Below are 16,390 nucleotides of genomic sequence, written 5' to 3' on the forward strand. Positions count from 1 at the left end.
CACCGCGGCCCGCGGGCCGGGTGGGGGCGGCGGGGCCGCGACGAGGTGGAACGGGTCAGGCGGTGGCGCCGCCCTCGGTCTCACCGGACGCCGGGGGCGCCTTGGTGATGTCGATGCCGCCCAGGGACTCCTCGCCCCCGACCTCGGCGGTCTCGAAGGGCGGCAGGTCGGGCAGGGCGCCGACCTTCTGGCCCACGAAGGTGAACGCGGCCTGCGGGCCGGTGCCCTCGACGTCGACCAGCACGATCTGGCCGGGGCCGACCTCGCCGTAGAGCATCTTCTCGGCCAGGACGTCCTCGATCTCGCGCTGGATGGTGCGGCGCAGCGGCCGGGCACCCAGCACGGGGTCGAAGCCCCGCTCGGCGAGCAGGTCCTTGGCGGCCTGGGTGAGCTCCAGACGCATGTCGCGGTCCTTCAGACGCACCTCCACCGCGGCGATCATGTTGTCGACCATCGCGATGATCTGCTCGCGCGAGAGCGGCGGGAAGACGATGATCTCGTCCACACGGTTGAGGAACTCGGGGCGGAAGTGCTGCTTGAGCTCCTCCGAGACCTTGCTCTTCATGCGCTCGTAGGAGCCGGCCGCGTCGCCGCTCTGGTTGAAGCCCAGGTGCACCGACTTGGCGATGTCGCGGGTGCCGAGGTTCGTGGTCATGATGATCACGGTGTTCTTGAAGTCCACGACCCGACCCTGGGAGTCGGTGAGCCGACCCTCCTCCAGGATCTGCAGCAGGCTGTTGAAGATGTCGGGGTGGGCCTTCTCGACCTCGTCGAAGAGCACCACCGAGAACGGCTTGCGACGCACCTTCTCGGTGAGCTGGCCGCCCTCCTCGTAGCCGACGTAGCCCGGAGGCGAACCGAACAGGCGCGAGACGGTGTGCTTCTCGGAGAACTCCGACATGTCGAGCTGGATCAGGGAGTCCTCGTCGCCGAAGAGGAACTCCGCGAGCGTCTTGGACAGCCAGGTCTTGCCGACACCGGAGGGGCCGGCGAAGATGAAGGACCCGCCGGGACGCTTGGGGTCCTTCAGGCCCGCGCGGGTGCGGCGGATCGCCCGGGACAGCGCCTTGACGGCCTCGTCCTGACCGATGACGCGCTTGTGGAGCTCGTCCTCCATCTTGAGCAGACGGGTGGACTCCTCCTCGCTGAGCTTGACGATCGGGATGCCGGTGGCCACGGCGAGCACCTCGGCGATCAGCTCCTCGTCGACCTCCGCGACCTCGTCCATGTCGCCCGAGCGCCACTGCTTCTCGCGGTCGGCCTTGGCGAGGATGAGCTGCTTCTCCTCGTCGCGCAGGCGGGCGGCGGCCTCGAAGTCCTGGCCGTCGATCGCGGCCTCCTTGCGCTGGCGCACCTCGGCGATCTTGTCGTCGTACTCGCGCAGGTCGGCGGGCGCCGTCATGCGACGGATGCGCAGCCGCGAGCCGGCCTCGTCGATCAGGTCGATCGCCTTGTCGGGCAGGAAGCGGTCGGAGATGTAGCGGTCGGCCAGGGTGGCAGCCGAGACCAGCGCCTCGTCGGTGATCGTGACCCGGTGGTGGGCCTCGTACCGGTCGCGGATGCCCTTGAGCATCTCGATGGTGTCGGCGATGGACGGCTCGGGCACCTGGATGGGCTGGAAGCGGCGCTCCAGCGCGGCGTCCTTCTCGAGGTACTTGCGGTACTCGTCGAGGGTGGTGGCACCGATGGTCTGCAGCTCACCGCGGGCCAGCATCGGCTTGAGGATGCTGGCGGCGTCGATGGCGCCCTCGGCCGCGCCGGCACCGACGAGGGTGTGGATCTCGTCGATGAACAGCACGATGTCGCCGCGGGTGCGGATCTCCTTGAGGACCTTCTTCAGCCGCTCCTCGAAGTCGCCGCGGTAGCGCGAGCCGGCCACGAGGGCGCCGAGGTCGAGGGTGTAGATCTGCTTGTCCTTCAGCGTCTCGGGCACGTTGCCCTTGACGATGTCCTGAGCCAGGCCCTCCACGATCGAGGTCTTGCCGACACCGGGCTCACCGATGAGCACGGGGTTGTTCTTCGTGCGCCGGCTGAGCACCTGCATGACGCGCTCGATCTGCTGGGCGCGGCCGATGATCGGGTCGAGCTTGCCCTCGCGGGCGTCCTGGGTGAGGTTGCGCCCGAACTGGTCGAGCACCAGCGACGACGACGGCGCGTCGCTGCCGCCACCCGTGGCGGCCGCGGCCTGCTGGGTGTTCTCCTTGCCCTGGAAGCCGGAGAGCAGCTGGATGACCTGCTGGCGCACGCGGTTGAGGTCGGCGCCGAGCTTCTGCAGCACCTGGGCTGCCACGCCCTCACCCTCGCGGATCAGGCCGAGCAGGATGTGCTCGGTGCCGATGTAGGAGTGGCCCAGCTGCAGCGCCTCGCGCAGCGAGAGCTCGAGCACCTTCTTGGCGCGGGGGGTGAACGGGATGTGGCCCGAGGGCGCCTGCTGCCCCTGGCCGATGATCTCCTCGACCTGCGCACGCACCGCCTCGAGCGAGATGTCGAGGCTCTCCAGAGCCTTCGCGGCGACGCCCTCACCCTCGTGGATGAGACCGAGCAGGATGTGCTCGGTGCCGATGTAGTTGTGGGAGAGCATGCGGGCCTCTTCCTGGGCCAGCACGACCACCCGGCGCGCTCGGTCGGTGAACCGCTCGAACATGTGCATCGCTCCTCACGTACGCGGGCCCGCCGCTACGTGGTGCAGCGACCGGGGTACGACTCGTACAACCGCGTTGCCAGCCTACGCGTTCCCGCCGCGAAGGAAATGCCGTCCGCTGACAGCGAACGCGCCCGGTGCCGGGGACGACGCGAGGTCGTGCTCCGGCGCCGGGCGCGGGGGCTGGGCGGCCCTCCCCCAGGAGGGGTCGGACCGGGTGCTGATCAGCTCGCGGACTCGAAGGCCTCGCGGATCTCGGCGGGGATGCGGCCGCGCTCGGGCACCTCCAGGCCCTGCGAGCGGGCCCAGTCGCGGATCTCGCGCGCCGAGGGACCGCCGCCACCGGCGGGGGCCTTGCTGCGGGTCGCGGCGCGGCGGGCGCCGGCGCTGACCTTGCGGGCGTGGCCGAGGAAGGGCGCGAGCGCCTCACGCAGCTGCGCGGCGTGCTCCTCGTTGAGGTCGATCTCGTAGGTCGCGCCGTCGAGGGCGAACACGAGCGTCTCGTGGGCCTCGCTGCCGTCGATGTCGTCGACCAGGACCACATTGATCTTCTGCACCATGGAACTCACGATATACCCGTTTATCGCAAGATCCGTATTCCGCGGCGATCTGTTCCAATTGAATCCGAACGGATCGCGGGGAACACCATGGAATTCTCACGTGCACGCGACAAAATGGGGGCAGGGGTCCCATCTCGGATCGCCCTCGGAGCGCCCTCGGATCGGCACCGGGTGGAATCCGGTCGAATCGGCCCGAATTCCGGCGCTGAATTTGCGGGCTCAGCGCTGGTTGCGCGCGAACACGAGTCCCAGACCCTGCAGGGTCAGCCACGGCTCGGTGTCGGTGAAGCAGCGGCACTCGGCCGCCACCAGCGGGGCGAGGTGACCCGTGGCGATGACGGCGACGTCGTCGGTGGCGCACCCGAGGGCCTCGATGAGCCGCTCGACCATGCCCTCGACCTGGCTGGCGACGCCGAAGAGCATCCCGGACTGCAGCGCCTCGACGGTGTTCTTGCCGATCACCGAGCGCGGGCGGGCGAGCTCGACCATCCGCAATTGCGCACCGCCGCGACTCAGGGCCTCCAGGGAGATCTCGATCCCGGGGGTGATCGCGCCGCCGACATAACGGCCCGCGCCGTCGAGGACGTCGAAGGTCGTGGCGGTACCGCCGAAATCGACCACGATCGCCGGCCCGCCCACGAGTTCGGCGGCGGCCACCGCGTTCACGATGCGGTCGGTGCCGACCTCGCGGGGATTGTCGACCGCGATCGGGACACCGGTGCGCACCCCGGGCTCGACGATCACGCTCGGGAGGTCGCCGAAATGGCCGGCCAGCATCTCGCGGGTGGCGTGGAGCACCGAGGGCACCGTCGAGCACACCACGACGCCGTCGATCTCCGCGGCGCGGCGCCCGACCAGGCCCCGCATGAGCACGGCCCACTCGTCGGCGGTGCGGTGGAGGTCGGTGGACACCCGCCAGTCGTGCACCACGCGCCCCTCGACCAGCAGCCCGAAGACGGTGTGGGCGTTGCCGACGTCGATGGCGAGCAGGCTCACGGCCGACCGACCCCGTGGCGCCCCGCGGACCCGCCGAGGGACCCGCCGCCGGTCTCCTCGCGGAAGTCCAGCCCGAGGTCGAAGACCGTGACCGAGTGGGTGAGGGCTCCGGAGGAGATGAAGTCGACGCCGGTGACCGCCACCTCGCGGGCCCGGGCCAGGGTGAGACCGCCGGAGGCCTCGAGGGTGGCGCGGCCACCGAACTCGTCGCGGGTGAGGCGCACCGCCTCGGCCATCTGCGCGGTCGTCATGTTGTCGAGCAGCACCTCGGTGCAGCCGGCGGTGAGCACCGCCCGCAGCTGGTCGAGGTCGGTGACCTCGACCTCGACCCGCAGGTCGGGGCGGGCGGCCACCACGCGCCGGTAGGCCTCGACCACCCCGCCCGCGGCCACCGCGTGGTTGTCCTTGACCATCGCGCGGTCCACCAGCGAGAACCGGTGGTTGACCCCGCCGCCGCACCGCACGGCGTACTTCTGCAGCGCCCGCCACCCCGGCAGCGTCTTGCGGGTGTCGAGCACCCGCGCGCGGGTGCCGCGCAGGGCGTCCACCCACGCGGCGGTGGCGGTGGCGACGCCGGAGAGGTGGCTGGCGAAGTTCAGCGCGGTGCGCTCGGCGGTGAGCACGCCCTGCACCGGCCCGCGCACGCTCAGCACGACGTCGCCGGGGTCGACCCGGGAGCCGTCGGCGAGCCGCCCGGTGATCTCGACGTCGTCGCCCAGGGCGTAGCGGAAGGCGAACTCGGCCACGACGAGCCCCGCGACGGTGCCGGGCTCGCGGGCCACGATGTCGGCCACGGCCGTGCCCATGGCCGGCATGGCCTCGCTGGTGGCGTCGGGCGCCCCGCCGGGCAGGTCCTCCTCGAAGGCCAGCGCCACGTGGGTGTGCCGGGCGACGGGGTCGAGCCCCGCGGCCACGATCTCGGCCACCAGGGCGGGGTCGATCTCGGCGAGCGGCAGCCGCCGGATCACGACGCCGCCCCCGCCGGGGCCGCCGCGGGCGTCCCGGGCCCGTCGGTGATCGGCCCGTCCGTGATCGGCCCGTCCGTGATCGGCCCGGGGGTGAAGGCCACCTCGGGCACGCCGGCACGCAGCACGATGTCGACGTGCCCGGCGTAGGCGGCGTCGTCGCGCTCGGGGTGGTCCTCGCGCCAGTGCGAGCCGCGGGTCTCGCGGCGCAGCGCCGCGGAGGCGATCACGGCGGTGGCGACCGTGAGCAGGTTCGCGGCCTCCCAGGCCGCCAGCTCCACGGCCTCGGCACTGGTGGCGGCGAGCTTGTCGAGCTCGGCCGCGGCGTCGTCGAGACCGGTCTGGTGGCGCAGCACCCCGACCCGGCTGCTCATCGTGGCCTGCAGGTCGGCGCGGATCGAAGGGGCGACGAGGCCGGCGGGCCGGGTGTCGGCCACCGGCTCGCTCCAGGGGCGCAGCTCGGCGGGCAGCACCTCCGCGATGCGGCGCGAGAAGACCAGGCCCTCCAGCAGGGAGTTGGAGGCCAGCCGGTTCGCGCCGTGCACGCCCGAGCAGGCCACCTCGCCGGTGGCGTAGAGGCCGGGCACGTCCGTGCGGCCCCAGAGGTCGGTGCGCACCCCGCCCGAGGCGTAGTGGCAGGCCGGGGCCACCGGGATGAGGTCGTGGGCGGGGTCGACGCCGTGGCTGCGGCAGGTGGCGAGGATCGTCGGGAAGCGCCGCTCCCAGAACTCCTCGCCGAGCGCGCGGGCGTCGAGCCACGTGTGGGGGCGACCGGTCTCCAGCATCCGCCGCATGATCGCCTTGGCGACGACGTCGCGCGGGGCGAGGTCGGCCAGCTCGTGCACGCCCTGCATGAAGCGGGTGCCGTCGTCGTCGACGAGGAACGCGCCCTCGCCGCGCACGGCCTCGGAGATCAGAGGCTGCTGGCCGGTGGAGTCGGGGCCCAGGTACATCACCGTGGGGTGGAACTGCACGAACTCCAGGTCGCGCAGCGTCGCGCCGGCGCGCAGGGCCAGCGCCATGCCGTCGCCGGTGGAGACCGCGGGGTTGGTGGTCTGGCTGAAGATCTGTCCCAGGCCGCCGCTGGCCAGCACGACGGCGCGGCAGCGCACCGCGCCCACGCCGTCGCGCTGACCCTCGCCCATGACGTGCAGGGTGACGCCGGCGACGCCGCCGTCGTCGTCGAGGAGCAGGTCCAGGGCCAGGGCGCGCTTGACGACCTCGATCTCCGGGGCCCGACCGACCGCGGCGATGAGCGCGCGCTGGATCTCCGCACCCGTGGCGTCGCCGCCGGCGTGCGCGATGCGGTCGCGGTGGTGGCCGCCCTCGCGGGTGAGGGACAGCTCGCCGTCGGGGTCGTGGTCGAACATCGCGCCGAGGGCGATGAGCTCGCGCACGGCGTCGGGTCCCTCGGTGACCAGGGTGCGCACCGCGTCGAGGTCGCACGCGCCGGCACCCGCCACCAGGGTGTCGCGCTCGTGCTGCGCGGGGGTGTCGCCGGGCCCGAGCGCCGCGGCGATGCCGCCCTGGGCCCACTGGGTGGAGCCCGCGGCGAGCCGGTCCTTGGTGACGACGAGCACCTTGTCGACGTGGCCGACCAGGCGCAGCGCGGCGGTGAGGCCGGCCACGCCGGAGCCGATCACGACCACGTCGGCGGTCGTGGTCCAACCGGGCTCGGGGGCCTCGAGCCGGCCCGGGAGCGGAGTGACACGCGTCATCGCGGCAGGCTATCGGTGGGGTGCGGGTCGCCGGCAGGCGCTTCGGGGTGGCGGTCCGGGGTCCCGGTCAGCGCCCGATCTCCTGGCGCACCCGGTCGCCGCGCAGCAGACCCGAGCCCTCGATCGCCTCCGCGGGGTCGAAGCCGGTGGCGAGGATCTTGTTGTCGGCGTCGACGAACACGACGTGCGGCTTGAGCTCGCGCGCCTCCTGGGTGGTCATCTGGGCGTAGCCGATGAGGATCACCAGGTCGCCGGGCTGCACGAGGCGGGCCGCGGCGCCGTTGATGCCGATGATCCCGCTGCCGCGCTCGCCGGCGATCGTGTAGGTCTCCAGGCGCGCGCCGTTGGAGATGTCGACGATGTGCACCAGCTCGCCGGGCAGCAGGTCGGCGGCGTCGAGGAGGTCCTCGTCGACCGTGACCGATCCGACGTAGTGGAGGTCGGCCTGGGTGACCGTCGCCCGGTGGATCTTGCTCTTCATCATCGTGCGCAGCATCAGCTGATCCTTCCGATTCGCAACGGGATGTTGTCGATGAGCCGCGTGGTGCCCACGCGGGCGGCCAGGAGGGCACGCGCGGGCGTGCCGGGGTCGAGCACCGCGGCCGACGGGTCGTCGGACAGGGGCTCGAGGTCGGGGGTGGTGAGGGCGAGGTAGTCGAGCTCGATCTCGCCGCGCGCGGCGGCGTCGGCGAGCACCGCCTCGGCGGCCGCGCGGGCGGCGGCCACGGAGCCGGTCTCCGCGGCGGCCCGCTCGGCCGCCCGCAGCGCCCGGCTCAGCGCCAGGGCGTGCTGCCGCTCCTGAGCCGAGAGGTAGGCGTTGCGGCTCGACATCGCCAGCCCGTCGGGGTCGCGCAGGGTCGGCGCGCCGACGACGTCGACGCCCAGGCACAGGTCGGCGGCCATCCGGCGGATCAGGGCGAGCTGCTGGAAGTCCTTCTCCCCGAACACCGCGACGTCGGGGCGCACGAGGCCGAACAGCTTGGCCACGACGGTGAGCACGCCGCGGAAGTGGCCCGGTCGGGTGCGACCCTCCAGGACCTCCCCCAGCGGGCCCGGCCCGACCGTCACCTGCGGGTCGCCGCCGGGGTAGACCTCGGCGACGGTGGGGGCGAAGACGACGTCCACGCCGGCGTCGCCGCACAACGCGAGGTCGGCCGCCAGGGTGCGGGGGTAGCGGTCGAGGTCCTCGCCGGCGCCGAACTGCAGCGGGTTGACGAACACCGACACCACGACGGGACCGGCGTCGACCTCGCTGCGGGCGCGGGTCATGAGGCTGGCGTGCCCGGCGTGCAGGGCCCCCATCGTGGGCACCAGGCCGACCCGGCCCGGGCGCTCGCGCAGCGCCTCGGCCAGCTCGGCACGGGTGCCGACCAGCAGCGGACGGTCGCTCATCGCTGCTCCGGGGTGGCGAGGCCGCGCTGCGCGGACGTGCGGCCCGGCGCCGACGACGCCGCGGCGTCCTCCGCGGCGTCGAGCACCGCGGCGATGGCGTGGGCGCGCAGCGCGGTGAGGCGGCCGTCGGTGACGGCGCGGGCCAGGGTGGCGCGGGCGAGGGCGAGGTAGCTGGGCAGGGTGGTGGGCGCCTGGACGAGCAGGTCGTCGAGGTGGGCGCGCACGGTGTTGACGTCGCCGCGCACGATCGGGCCGGTGAGGGCGGCGTCGCCGTGCTCGAGGGCGTTGTCGAGGGCGGCGGTGAGCAGCGGGCGCAGCACGGCGGCGGGGTCGTCGGCGCCGGCTCCGGCGAGCAGCTGCAGCGCCTCGCTGACCAGCGTCACCAGGTGGTTGGCGCCGTGGGCCAGACCGGCGTGGTAGAGCGCGCGCCGCTCGTCGGGCACCCACATCGCGCGACCGCCGAGGTCGGCCACCAGCTGCGCGGCGACCCCCCGCTCCTGCTCGCCCGCGGCGAGGCCGAACACGCAGCCGGGCAGACGGTCGAGGTCGACGGCGGTGCCGGTGAAGGTCATCGCGGGGTGCAGCGCCACCACCCGGGCGCCGACCGCCGCCGCGGGCGCGAGCACCGCCAGGCCGTGGCGACCGGAGGTGTGCACGACGACCTGCCCCGGGCGCAGCGCGCCGGAGTCGGCCAGCACGGTGACGACGTTGGGCAGCATGTCGTCGGGCACGGTGAGCAGCAGCAGGTCGCTGGCCCGCGCGACGGTCGTGGGCTTGGCCGGCGGCAGCGCCGCCAGGTGCGGCAGCAGCGCGGCGATGCGTCCGCGCGAGGCGTCGGACTCCCCCGCCGCGGCGACGACGTCGTGACCGGCCGCGGCCAGACCGGCCGCCAGGACGGCACCGACCCGACCCGCACCGATGACGCCGACCCGGAACCGCGGGGCGTCACGGGGTGCGTCGGCGCGCGCAGGCACGACCGCGTCAGGCGTCATCGTCAGACCTTTCGTTCCAGTCCCTGGCGGGTACCGGACGGTGGGCAACCAGATCAATGTACGCCGGCCGATCCGGGCCTGGGAACGCCCGGCGGAGGTGACGTGGGCCACGCGCGGCGGCGGGCCCCCGGCTCAGGGACGCCGGTCGTCGGTGACGACGACGGTGCCCACCTGCAGCGGGCGGGGCGCCTGGGGCAGCCAGGTGCGGGTGACGTGGTCGACCACGTGCACGCCCTCGGGCGCGTGGATCTCGTGGACGCCCTCGGGCACGACGCCGTCGCGCAGGCTGTGGAAGACCGCCCACTCGCGCCGCTTGCGCTTGTTGCGGAAGCTGGTGGCGAAGGAGGCGGGGTCGGTCCAGTGGGCGAACTCGTCGCCGTCGAGGTACTTCAGCTCCACGCACAGGCCGTGCGGCAGGGCGAAGGAGCGCACCGGGTCGGGGGTCGTGCGCACCTCCCACTCGAAGGCCTTGGTGAACACGAAGTCCGGGCCGGTGGGGAAGCCCCACTCCTCGGCGTTGCGCAGGCCGAGGTCGAGGTAGGCGGTGCGGTCGTCGGCGAGGTAGAGCCCGTGGCGCGGCACCCGGATGATCACCTGGGCGTCGCCGACCTGCCAGCCGAGGTCGCCCAGGGACACCTCGCCCTCGGTGGTGAGCACCATGTCGCCGTCCCACTTGAAGGAGTAGCGGGTGCGCACCTGCGCGAAGCACCAGTTGTAGAAGTAGGCCAGGGAGTGCACGGAGCGCTCGTGCACGGCGAGGTGCTCCGCACCCGCGCGCGCCACCTCGAAGGGGTACTCGGTGACCGTCAACCTCCCGGCGTGACCCGACGCCGACGCGGTGGCGCGGGCGACGTCGGCGGTGCCGTCGGTGGAGCCGTTGTCGACCAGCAGCACGTGGTCCATCGAGCGCAGCAGCGGCGGGAGCACGAAGGGCAGCGAGGCCGCCTCGTCCTTGACCCGCAGCACGGCGGTGCTGCCGCCGCGCAGACCCTCGGGGCGGGCCCAGGGCCAGGTGATGTCGAAGTCGGTGTGGCCCTCGATGTTGCTCAGGCCGGTGCCGCGGGCGGACCCGGAGGCGGCCATCAGGCGGGCCGCTCGCGGCCGGCCATCTTGCGCAGGCCGCGGCGCACCGGCGCGGGCACCATCTTGCGCACGCCGTGCGGCACGCGGTCGGCGGCGAACTCCGGCGCGGGCGCGGCCGGGCGGCCGGGGCCGGGGCCGGCCTTGCCCTGCCGGTTCTGGGCGCGCAGCTTCTGCTCCGCCGCGACCACGCTGGAGCGCGAGATCGCCTCGGCCTCGGCGTAGAGGTCGGTGTAGGCCTCGCGCAGCTCGTCGAGGGTGGCGTGCACCGCGGGGACGTCGCCCCCGGGCTCGGCGAGCTTGTTGAGCTCCTCCCAGGTGGCGGCGGTGAGCTCGTGCAGCCGCGGCGGGAGGTGGAGGTCGTCCAGGCTCTGGCTCATCCGGCGCAGCGAGGGGTCGACGAAGCGGTGGCCGTCGCGGATCCGCTCGGAGTCGGCGTGCAGCACGTGCTGCAGCTGCAGGGTCTGGCCCACGTGCATGGTGGTGCGCACCCAGTCGTCGAGCAGGTCGGCGTAGCGCACGAACACGCGACCGCCGTCGGCCACCGACTCGCGGGTGCCGCGCTCGGTGTGCAGCAGCATGTTCAGCCACGACGCCGCGAGGTGCGCCGCGCCGAGCTTGTTGCCGTAGTAGGTCTGCTTGGAGCCCACGACCTCGGCCGGCGGGCGCAGCATCGTGACGAAGGTCGGGGTGGCCTCGCTGCGCAGCGCCGCGACCCGCCACAGCGAGAGGAACCAGCTCAGCCGGGGGTCCTTGACCACGAGCTCGCGGCTGACGTCGAAGTGCTCGCTGAGCCAGGCGGTGGTGGTGAGGCGCTCGTTCTCCCGCGCCGAGAGCCGACCGGTCTCGAACCACGCCTCGGGGCGGGAGTCGCTCACCTGGACCAGCGCCTCCTTGAGGAGCCGGTCGTGGTGGTCGACCACCCAGCGGGGCTCGCCGAAGCCCTTGGGGTTGGTCTCGTCGGCGACCACCTCGGGCTTGGGCACGTGCAGGCCGAGGATCTGCAGCAGCCCGGCCATCGTGGAGGTGCCGCTGCGGCCGGCGCCGGCCACGAACACCACCTTGCGGGGGTACTCGCTCGGATCGATGCTGCTCGGGTCGCTCACGAGGGGGCACTTTATCCTCCGCGCGGTCCCGGACCCGCCTCACCGGGCGTGAGCCGCCTCTCCCCCGGTCCCGTCGGCCCCCGGGCGGCCACGACGGCTAGCGTTCCTCCCCGTGAGGTGGGGACGACGCCGCGACGCGGCCGGGGGCGGCCAGGCGCCGCTGCTGAGCGTGGTCGTGCCCGTCTACGACGTCGAGGCCTACCTCCCCGCCTGCCTGGACAGCGTGCTGGCGAGCACCTACCCCGCCCTGGAGGTCGTGGTCGTGGACGACGGCTCGCCCGACGCCAGCGCCGCGATCGCCGCCGACTACGAGCGCCGCGATCCGCGGGTCCGGCTGGTACGTCAGTCCAACGCCGGCCTCGGGGCGGCGCGCAACACCGGCATCGCCCACGCCCGCGGGGCGCTGCTCGGGTTCGCCGACTCCGACGACGTCGTGCCGGCCCACGCCTACACGACCCTGGCCCGTGCGCTGCAGCGCGCCGGCGCCGACCTGGTGACCGGCTCGATCGCCCGGTGGTATCCCGCCGACGCCCCGGACGGACGCGACCGGCTGGTCGAGCCGCCGTGGATGCGCCGCACCCACCAGGGCCGGCCGCGCACGATCGAGGACGAGCCGGAGCTGCTCGGCGACGTCTTCGCCTGGAACAAGCTGTACCGCCGCGACTTCTGGGACGCCGCCGGCCTGTCGTGGCTCGAGGGTCGGCGCTACGAGGACCAGCCGACCACCACCGAGGCCTTCCTCGCCGCGCGCCGGCTCGCGGTCGTGCCCGACGTGGTCTACCACTGGCGCACCCGCACCGACGGCACCTCGATCACCCAGCAGCGCGGCTCGCTGACCGATCTGGTGGACCGCTGGCACACCAAGCGGCTGGCGATCGCCTCGGTGGCGCGCCACGGGTCGCCCGCGGTGAGCCGGGTGTTCCACGAGGTCGTGCTGCCCGGCGACCTGGGCCGCTACTTCGAGCAGATCCCCGACCTGCCCCCCACGCCCGAGGCCGCCGCCTGGTGGGACCTGCTGGTGACCGGGGTGCGCGAGCTGTTCGGCGTCGAGGGCGTGCTGGCCAGCCACCTCGCGCCCGTGCACCGGCTGACCGGCTGGCTGGTCGTGCAGGACCGGCGCGACGACGCCGACCTCGGGCAGCGCCCCGCCGCCGACCTGCCCCCCGGCACCCGGCCGCGCCGGGTGCCCGACGGGGCCGGCGGCCTGCGCCTGGAGATCCCGGGCCTCGACCCGGCCACGGTCGAGCCGGCCGCGCTCGCCGTGCGCCCCCACGAGGCCTGACCCGGCTCCCCTGCCGTGCGCCGGTCGCCACGGGTCGGGGGTGGGTCGTCACAAGCGAACGGCAGGCGAGATCGTCGATCTCGCCGGCCGTTCGCTGGTGACGACGTGGAACGGTGACCCAGGGTCAGATGAGGCCCTGCTCGGTGAGGTAGTCCTCGGCGACGTCGGTGGCCTGCTCGCGGTCGATGGTGATCCGGGCGAGCAGCTCGTTGATGGTGTCGTTGTCCAGCGCCGCCATCAGCTCGTCGAGCGGGCCGGCGAGGTCCTCGTGCTCGGCGAGGAAGTCGCTGTTGACCGCCGGCACGTAGTTCTGGGCCGGCTGGATGCCGCGGTCGTCCTCGAGCAGGACCAGGCCCTCGTCCTCGAGGTTGGGGTCGATGGTGCCGGTGAGGCCGAGCTGGGCCTCGCCGTCCTGCACCGCGGCGTAGGTCTCGGGCGAGGCGAACCCGAGCGGCAGGATCTCGGTGATGTCGATGCCGTAGACGTCGCTCAGGCCGCCCTCGCAGTCGGCACGACCGTCGCAGTCGGGCGAGGCCGCGAGCACGATCGACTGACCCTCGAGGTCGGACAGCGCGGTGAGGCTCTCGGACTCCGCGGTCTCGGCGGTGACGAAGAAGGCGTTCTGCGAGCTGGCGTCGGAGAGGTCGAGCAGCGTGACGCCGGCGTCCTGCGCCAGCGGCACGACCGCGGCCTCGGTGGCGGCGGGGTCGGAGGAGGTGACCGGCTCGGCGCCCTCGCCGTTGGCCTGGGTGTTGAGGAAGTCGCCGACGGCCGCGAGGTACTCGGGCACGACGTCGACGTCGCCGGAGGACAGCTCGCCGAAGTAGGCGTCGCGGCTCTCGACGGCCTTGACCTCGACGTCGTAGCCGTTGGCCTCGAGCAGCACCTCGTAGAGGGCGCCGACCAGGGTGGCCTCGGGGAAGGACTGCGTGGCGAGGGTGAGCGGCACGGCGTCGGCGGCCGGGGCGGTGTCGCCGCCGTCGCCGGAGTCGTCGGAGCCGCAGGCGGCGAGGGTGAGGGCGGTGAGCGCGGCGGCGGCGCCGAGCGCAAGGGAGCGGTGGATCTTGGGGGTCATGCGGGTTCCTCTCGAGGAGCACGGGATTGCGCCGACCCTAACCGCATCCGCCGACCGTTCCGACGGGGTGAGCCGCCACCGGCGTGCGGCGGGGTCACGGCGCGCTGCACCAGGGCGCCGGCCGACTCGAGCACGAGCGCGACCACGGCGACCAGCAGCGCGCCCGCCAGCGCCTGGCTGCGCCGGTCGAGATCGGCGAACCCGAGTCGGATGATGTTGCCCAGACCGGGGCCGCCGACCAGCGCCGCGATCGTGGCGGTGGCCCAGACCTGCACCAGCGCGAGCCGCAGTCCCGAGACGACCAGCGGCAGCGCCAGCGGCCACTCCACGGCGCGGAAGACCTGCCATTCGGAGTGCCCGAGCCCGCGGGCGGCGTCGCGCAGGTCCTCGGGCACCTCCCGCACGGCGACGTAGGCCTGCGCGATGATCGGGGGCAGGGCGAAGAACACCAGGGCGAGCAGGGTGGCCAGGCCCGCGCGGCCGTAGGGGCCGAACTCCGCCGACCCCGGCCAGGAGAAGCGCGCCAGCAGCGCGAGCAGCGCGAAGGTCGGCACGGCGCGCCCGAGGTTGGACAGGTTGATCGCCAGCCACCCGCCACGGCCGTGGTGGCCGGCGAGCAGGGCGATCGGCAGCCCGACCCCTGCCGCCACCGCGAGGGCGGTGACGGTGAGGAGCAGCTGCTGCACGAGCTGGGTGCCGAGCCCGCTCGGGCCCTGCCAGGAGGCGGGGTCGGTGAGGAAGTCCCACATGGCGCCGAGGTCCATCGGCCCGCCCCTCAGCTCGTACGGGCGCGCCGCGCCCACGGGGTCGAGAGCCGCTGCACCAGCACCAGCAGGGCGTCCAGCAGCAGGGCGAGCAGGACGCACAGCACCGAGGCGGTGAGCAGCTCGGCGTTGAACTGGGTGTTCTTGCCGTCGGCGATGAGCCGGCCCAGGCCGCCCTCGCTGACGACCGTGCCGACGGTCGTGAGGGCGACGGTCGAGACGGTCGCGACCCGCAGCCCGGTGAGCACGACCGGCAGCGCGAGCGGCAGCTCGACGCGCAGCAGCAGCCGCGCCGAGCCGAAGCCGAGCCCCCGGGCGGCGTCGCGGACGTCGTCGGGCACCGCGCGCAGGCCGTCGAGCAGGGCCCGCACGAGGATCGTGAGGCAGTAGAGCGCGAGCCCGATCACGACGGTGGTCGTGGTGAGGCCGGTGAGCGGCACGAGCAGCGGGAACAGCGCGAGCGACGGCACGGTGTAGAGCGCGGTCGAGCCGCCGAGGACGACCCCCTCGAGCCGAGGCAGGCGCCGCACGAGCAGGGCGAGCGGCACGGCGAGGGCGAGTCCGAGCAGCACCGCGGTGACGGTGATCTGCACGTGGCTCGTGGTGGCCTCCACCAGCTCGTCGCGCCGGTCGCGCAGGTAGTCGCCGCAGATCCAGTCGTTGATCGACTTGGCGTAGCACGGCGTGTCGCGCCCCGGGAGCGGCGCCACGACGGAGGCGTGCACCCCCGCCTGGGACACCGCCGCCAGTAGGGTCACCGCATGGACGCTACCGCCTCCGCGGGCCAGGGCCCGGGACCGACCGCCGATCGCGCCGTCGGTCCGGCCCCGGATCCGAGCGCGACGCCGATGATCCGCCTGCGCGGGGTCGGCAAGACCTACGACGACGGCACGGTCGCCGTGCACGACCTCGACCTCGACGTCGCCCCGGGCGAGGTGGTGGCCCTCGTCGGCCCGTCCGGCTGCGGCAAGTCCACCACCCTGCGCCTGGTGAACCGGCTCATCGAGCCCACCACGGGACGCATCGAGATCGACGGCGTCGACGTCACCGACTCCGATCCGGTGCAGCTGCGCCGCGGCATCGGCTACGTCATCCAGTCGGTGGGGCTCTTCCCCCACCGGTCCGTGATCGCGAACGTGATGACCGTGCCGCTGCTCTACGGCGAGACCCGCCGCACCGCCCGCGAGCGGGCCCGGGACCTGCTGGCCACGGTGGGCCTGGAGCCCGACACCTACGGCGACCGCTACCCCCACCAGCTCTCGGGCGGGCAGCGGCAGCGCGTGGGGGTGGCCCGCGCGCTGGCCGCACGGCCCCCGGTGCTGCTCATGGACGAGCCGTTCGGCGCCGTCGACCCGGTGGTGCGGCTGCGGCTGCAGGAGGAGTTCCACCAGTGGCGCGCCGAGCTGGGCACCACCACGCTCGTGGTCACCCACGACATCGACGAGGCCATCGCGCTGGGCGACCGGATCGCGGTCTTCGCCCACGGCGGCCGGATGGCCCAGGTCGGCACGCCCGCGCAGGTGCTCGGCCACCCCGTCGACGACGAGGTGGCCGACTTCGTGGGCGCCACCCGCGGCCTGCGGCGCCTGGCCGTCGTGCGGCTCACCGCCGACCTCGTCGAGCCGATCGGCGACCTCACCCTCGGCGACCTCGGTGCCGCCGTCAGCCTCGGCGTCAGCCTCGAGGAGGCGCTCGCGGTGATGCTGCGCGAGGACGTGCCCCGCGTCGCCGTGCGCGACGGCGCCCGGTTCGTCGGCGTCCTCACCCCCGACGGCGTGCACCGCGCCCTGCGTCGCACCCTCGCCGCCGGCGACTGAGG

General features: G+C 73.8%; 15 protein-coding genes. 2 read left to right on the plus strand and 13 right to left on the minus strand.

The features are described 5' to 3' along the window. Nucleotides 1–55: 55 nt before the first annotated feature. The 10 genes from ACERUJ_RS16885 to ACERUJ_RS16930 all read right to left on the minus strand — a co-directional run bounded on the left by ACERUJ_RS16885 (nucleotide 56) and on the right by ACERUJ_RS16930 (nucleotide 11,450). Complete coding sequence (locus ACERUJ_RS16885; protein WP_370250016.1) at nucleotides 56–2,644, minus strand: ATP-dependent Clp protease ATP-binding subunit; 2,589 nt, start codon at nucleotides 2,642–2,644, stop codon at nucleotides 56–58. Between the two features lie 221 nt (nucleotides 2,645–2,865). Continuing rightward, nucleotides 2,866–3,201, minus strand: coding sequence for an Lsr2 family protein (locus tag ACERUJ_RS16890; RefSeq protein ID WP_370250017.1), 336 nt, complete (start codon nucleotides 3,199–3,201; stop codon nucleotides 2,866–2,868). A 219-nt stretch (nucleotides 3,202–3,420) separates the two neighbouring features. Continuing rightward, the gene (locus tag ACERUJ_RS16895) at nucleotides 3,421–4,197 is read right to left on the minus strand and encodes a type III pantothenate kinase (RefSeq protein ID WP_370250018.1); all 777 of its coding nucleotides are present in this window, start codon (nucleotides 4,195–4,197) and stop codon (nucleotides 3,421–3,423) included. Continuing rightward, nucleotides 4,194–5,165 (minus strand): carboxylating nicotinate-nucleotide diphosphorylase, encoded by a 972-nt coding sequence (gene nadC, locus ACERUJ_RS16900; protein WP_370250019.1) that lies wholly within the window; start codon nucleotides 5,163–5,165, stop codon nucleotides 4,194–4,196. The genes ACERUJ_RS16895 and nadC overlap by 4 nt, the downstream gene beginning before the upstream one ends. Continuing rightward, entirely contained in the window at nucleotides 5,162–6,880 is a 1,719-nt protein-coding gene (locus ACERUJ_RS16905; RefSeq protein WP_370250020.1) for an L-aspartate oxidase, read from the minus strand. The genes nadC and ACERUJ_RS16905 overlap by 4 nt, the downstream gene beginning before the upstream one ends. A gap of 67 nt (nucleotides 6,881–6,947) precedes the next feature. Then, nucleotides 6,948–7,376 carry an aspartate 1-decarboxylase gene (gene panD, locus ACERUJ_RS16910; protein ID WP_370250021.1) on the minus strand — a complete coding sequence of 143 codons (429 nt, stop codon included), beginning with the start codon at nucleotides 7,374–7,376 and terminating at the stop codon, nucleotides 6,948–6,950. Continuing rightward, nucleotides 7,376–8,272: a pantoate--beta-alanine ligase gene (gene panC, locus ACERUJ_RS16915; protein WP_370250023.1), complete on the minus strand. Its 897-nt coding sequence runs from the start codon at nucleotides 8,270–8,272 to the stop codon at nucleotides 7,376–7,378. Before panC ends, panD begins: the two co-directional genes overlap by 1 nt. Beyond that, nucleotides 8,269–9,264 carry a Rossmann-like and DUF2520 domain-containing protein gene (locus ACERUJ_RS16920; RefSeq protein WP_370250024.1) on the minus strand — a complete coding sequence of 332 codons (996 nt, stop codon included), beginning with the start codon at nucleotides 9,262–9,264 and terminating at the stop codon, nucleotides 8,269–8,271. The genes panC and ACERUJ_RS16920 overlap by 4 nt, the downstream gene beginning before the upstream one ends. A gap of 132 nt (nucleotides 9,265–9,396) precedes the next feature. After that, nucleotides 9,397–10,347 (minus strand): hypothetical protein, encoded by a 951-nt coding sequence (locus ACERUJ_RS16925; protein WP_370250025.1) that lies wholly within the window; start codon nucleotides 10,345–10,347, stop codon nucleotides 9,397–9,399. Beyond that, nucleotides 10,347–11,450, minus strand: coding sequence for a sulfotransferase family protein (locus tag ACERUJ_RS16930; protein ID WP_370250026.1), 1,104 nt, complete (start codon nucleotides 11,448–11,450; stop codon nucleotides 10,347–10,349). Before ACERUJ_RS16930 ends, ACERUJ_RS16925 begins: the two co-directional genes overlap by 1 nt. A gap of 112 nt (nucleotides 11,451–11,562) precedes the next feature. Between ACERUJ_RS16930 and ACERUJ_RS16935 the strand changes: the two genes are divergently transcribed. Then, nucleotides 11,563–12,732: a glycosyltransferase family 2 protein gene (locus ACERUJ_RS16935; RefSeq protein ID WP_370250027.1), complete on the plus strand. Its 1,170-nt coding sequence runs from the start codon at nucleotides 11,563–11,565 to the stop codon at nucleotides 12,730–12,732. 124 nt (nucleotides 12,733–12,856) lie between these two features. Here ACERUJ_RS16935 and ACERUJ_RS16940 read toward each other — a convergent pair whose 3' ends face one another. From ACERUJ_RS16940 to ACERUJ_RS16950, 3 genes are read right to left on the minus strand one after another with little or no spacing between them, the layout of a single operon-like run. Continuing rightward, nucleotides 12,857–13,807 carry an ABC transporter substrate-binding protein gene (locus ACERUJ_RS16940; protein ID WP_370250028.1) on the minus strand — a complete coding sequence of 317 codons (951 nt, stop codon included), beginning with the start codon at nucleotides 13,805–13,807 and terminating at the stop codon, nucleotides 12,857–12,859. Next, nucleotides 13,804–14,571, minus strand: a complete 768-nt coding sequence (locus ACERUJ_RS16945; RefSeq protein WP_370250029.1) for an ABC transporter permease — start codon at nucleotides 14,569–14,571, stop codon at nucleotides 13,804–13,806. The genes ACERUJ_RS16940 and ACERUJ_RS16945 overlap by 4 nt, the downstream gene beginning before the upstream one ends. A gap of 11 nt (nucleotides 14,572–14,582) precedes the next feature. After that, nucleotides 14,583–15,329 (minus strand): ABC transporter permease, encoded by a 747-nt coding sequence (locus tag ACERUJ_RS16950; RefSeq protein WP_370250030.1) that lies wholly within the window; start codon nucleotides 15,327–15,329, stop codon nucleotides 14,583–14,585. A gap of 3 nt (nucleotides 15,330–15,332) precedes the next feature. On the opposite strand from ACERUJ_RS16950, the gene ACERUJ_RS16955 reads away from it, so the two are divergent. Further along, nucleotides 15,333–16,388, plus strand: a complete 1,056-nt coding sequence (locus ACERUJ_RS16955; protein WP_370250031.1) for an ABC transporter ATP-binding protein — start codon at nucleotides 15,333–15,335, stop codon at nucleotides 16,386–16,388. Nucleotides 16,389–16,390 lie beyond the last annotated feature (2 nt).

Origin of the sequence: Nocardioides sp. (assembly GCF_964228225.1) — a bacterium.
GTDB lineage: Bacteria > Actinomycetota > Actinomycetes > Propionibacteriales > Nocardioidaceae > Nocardioides.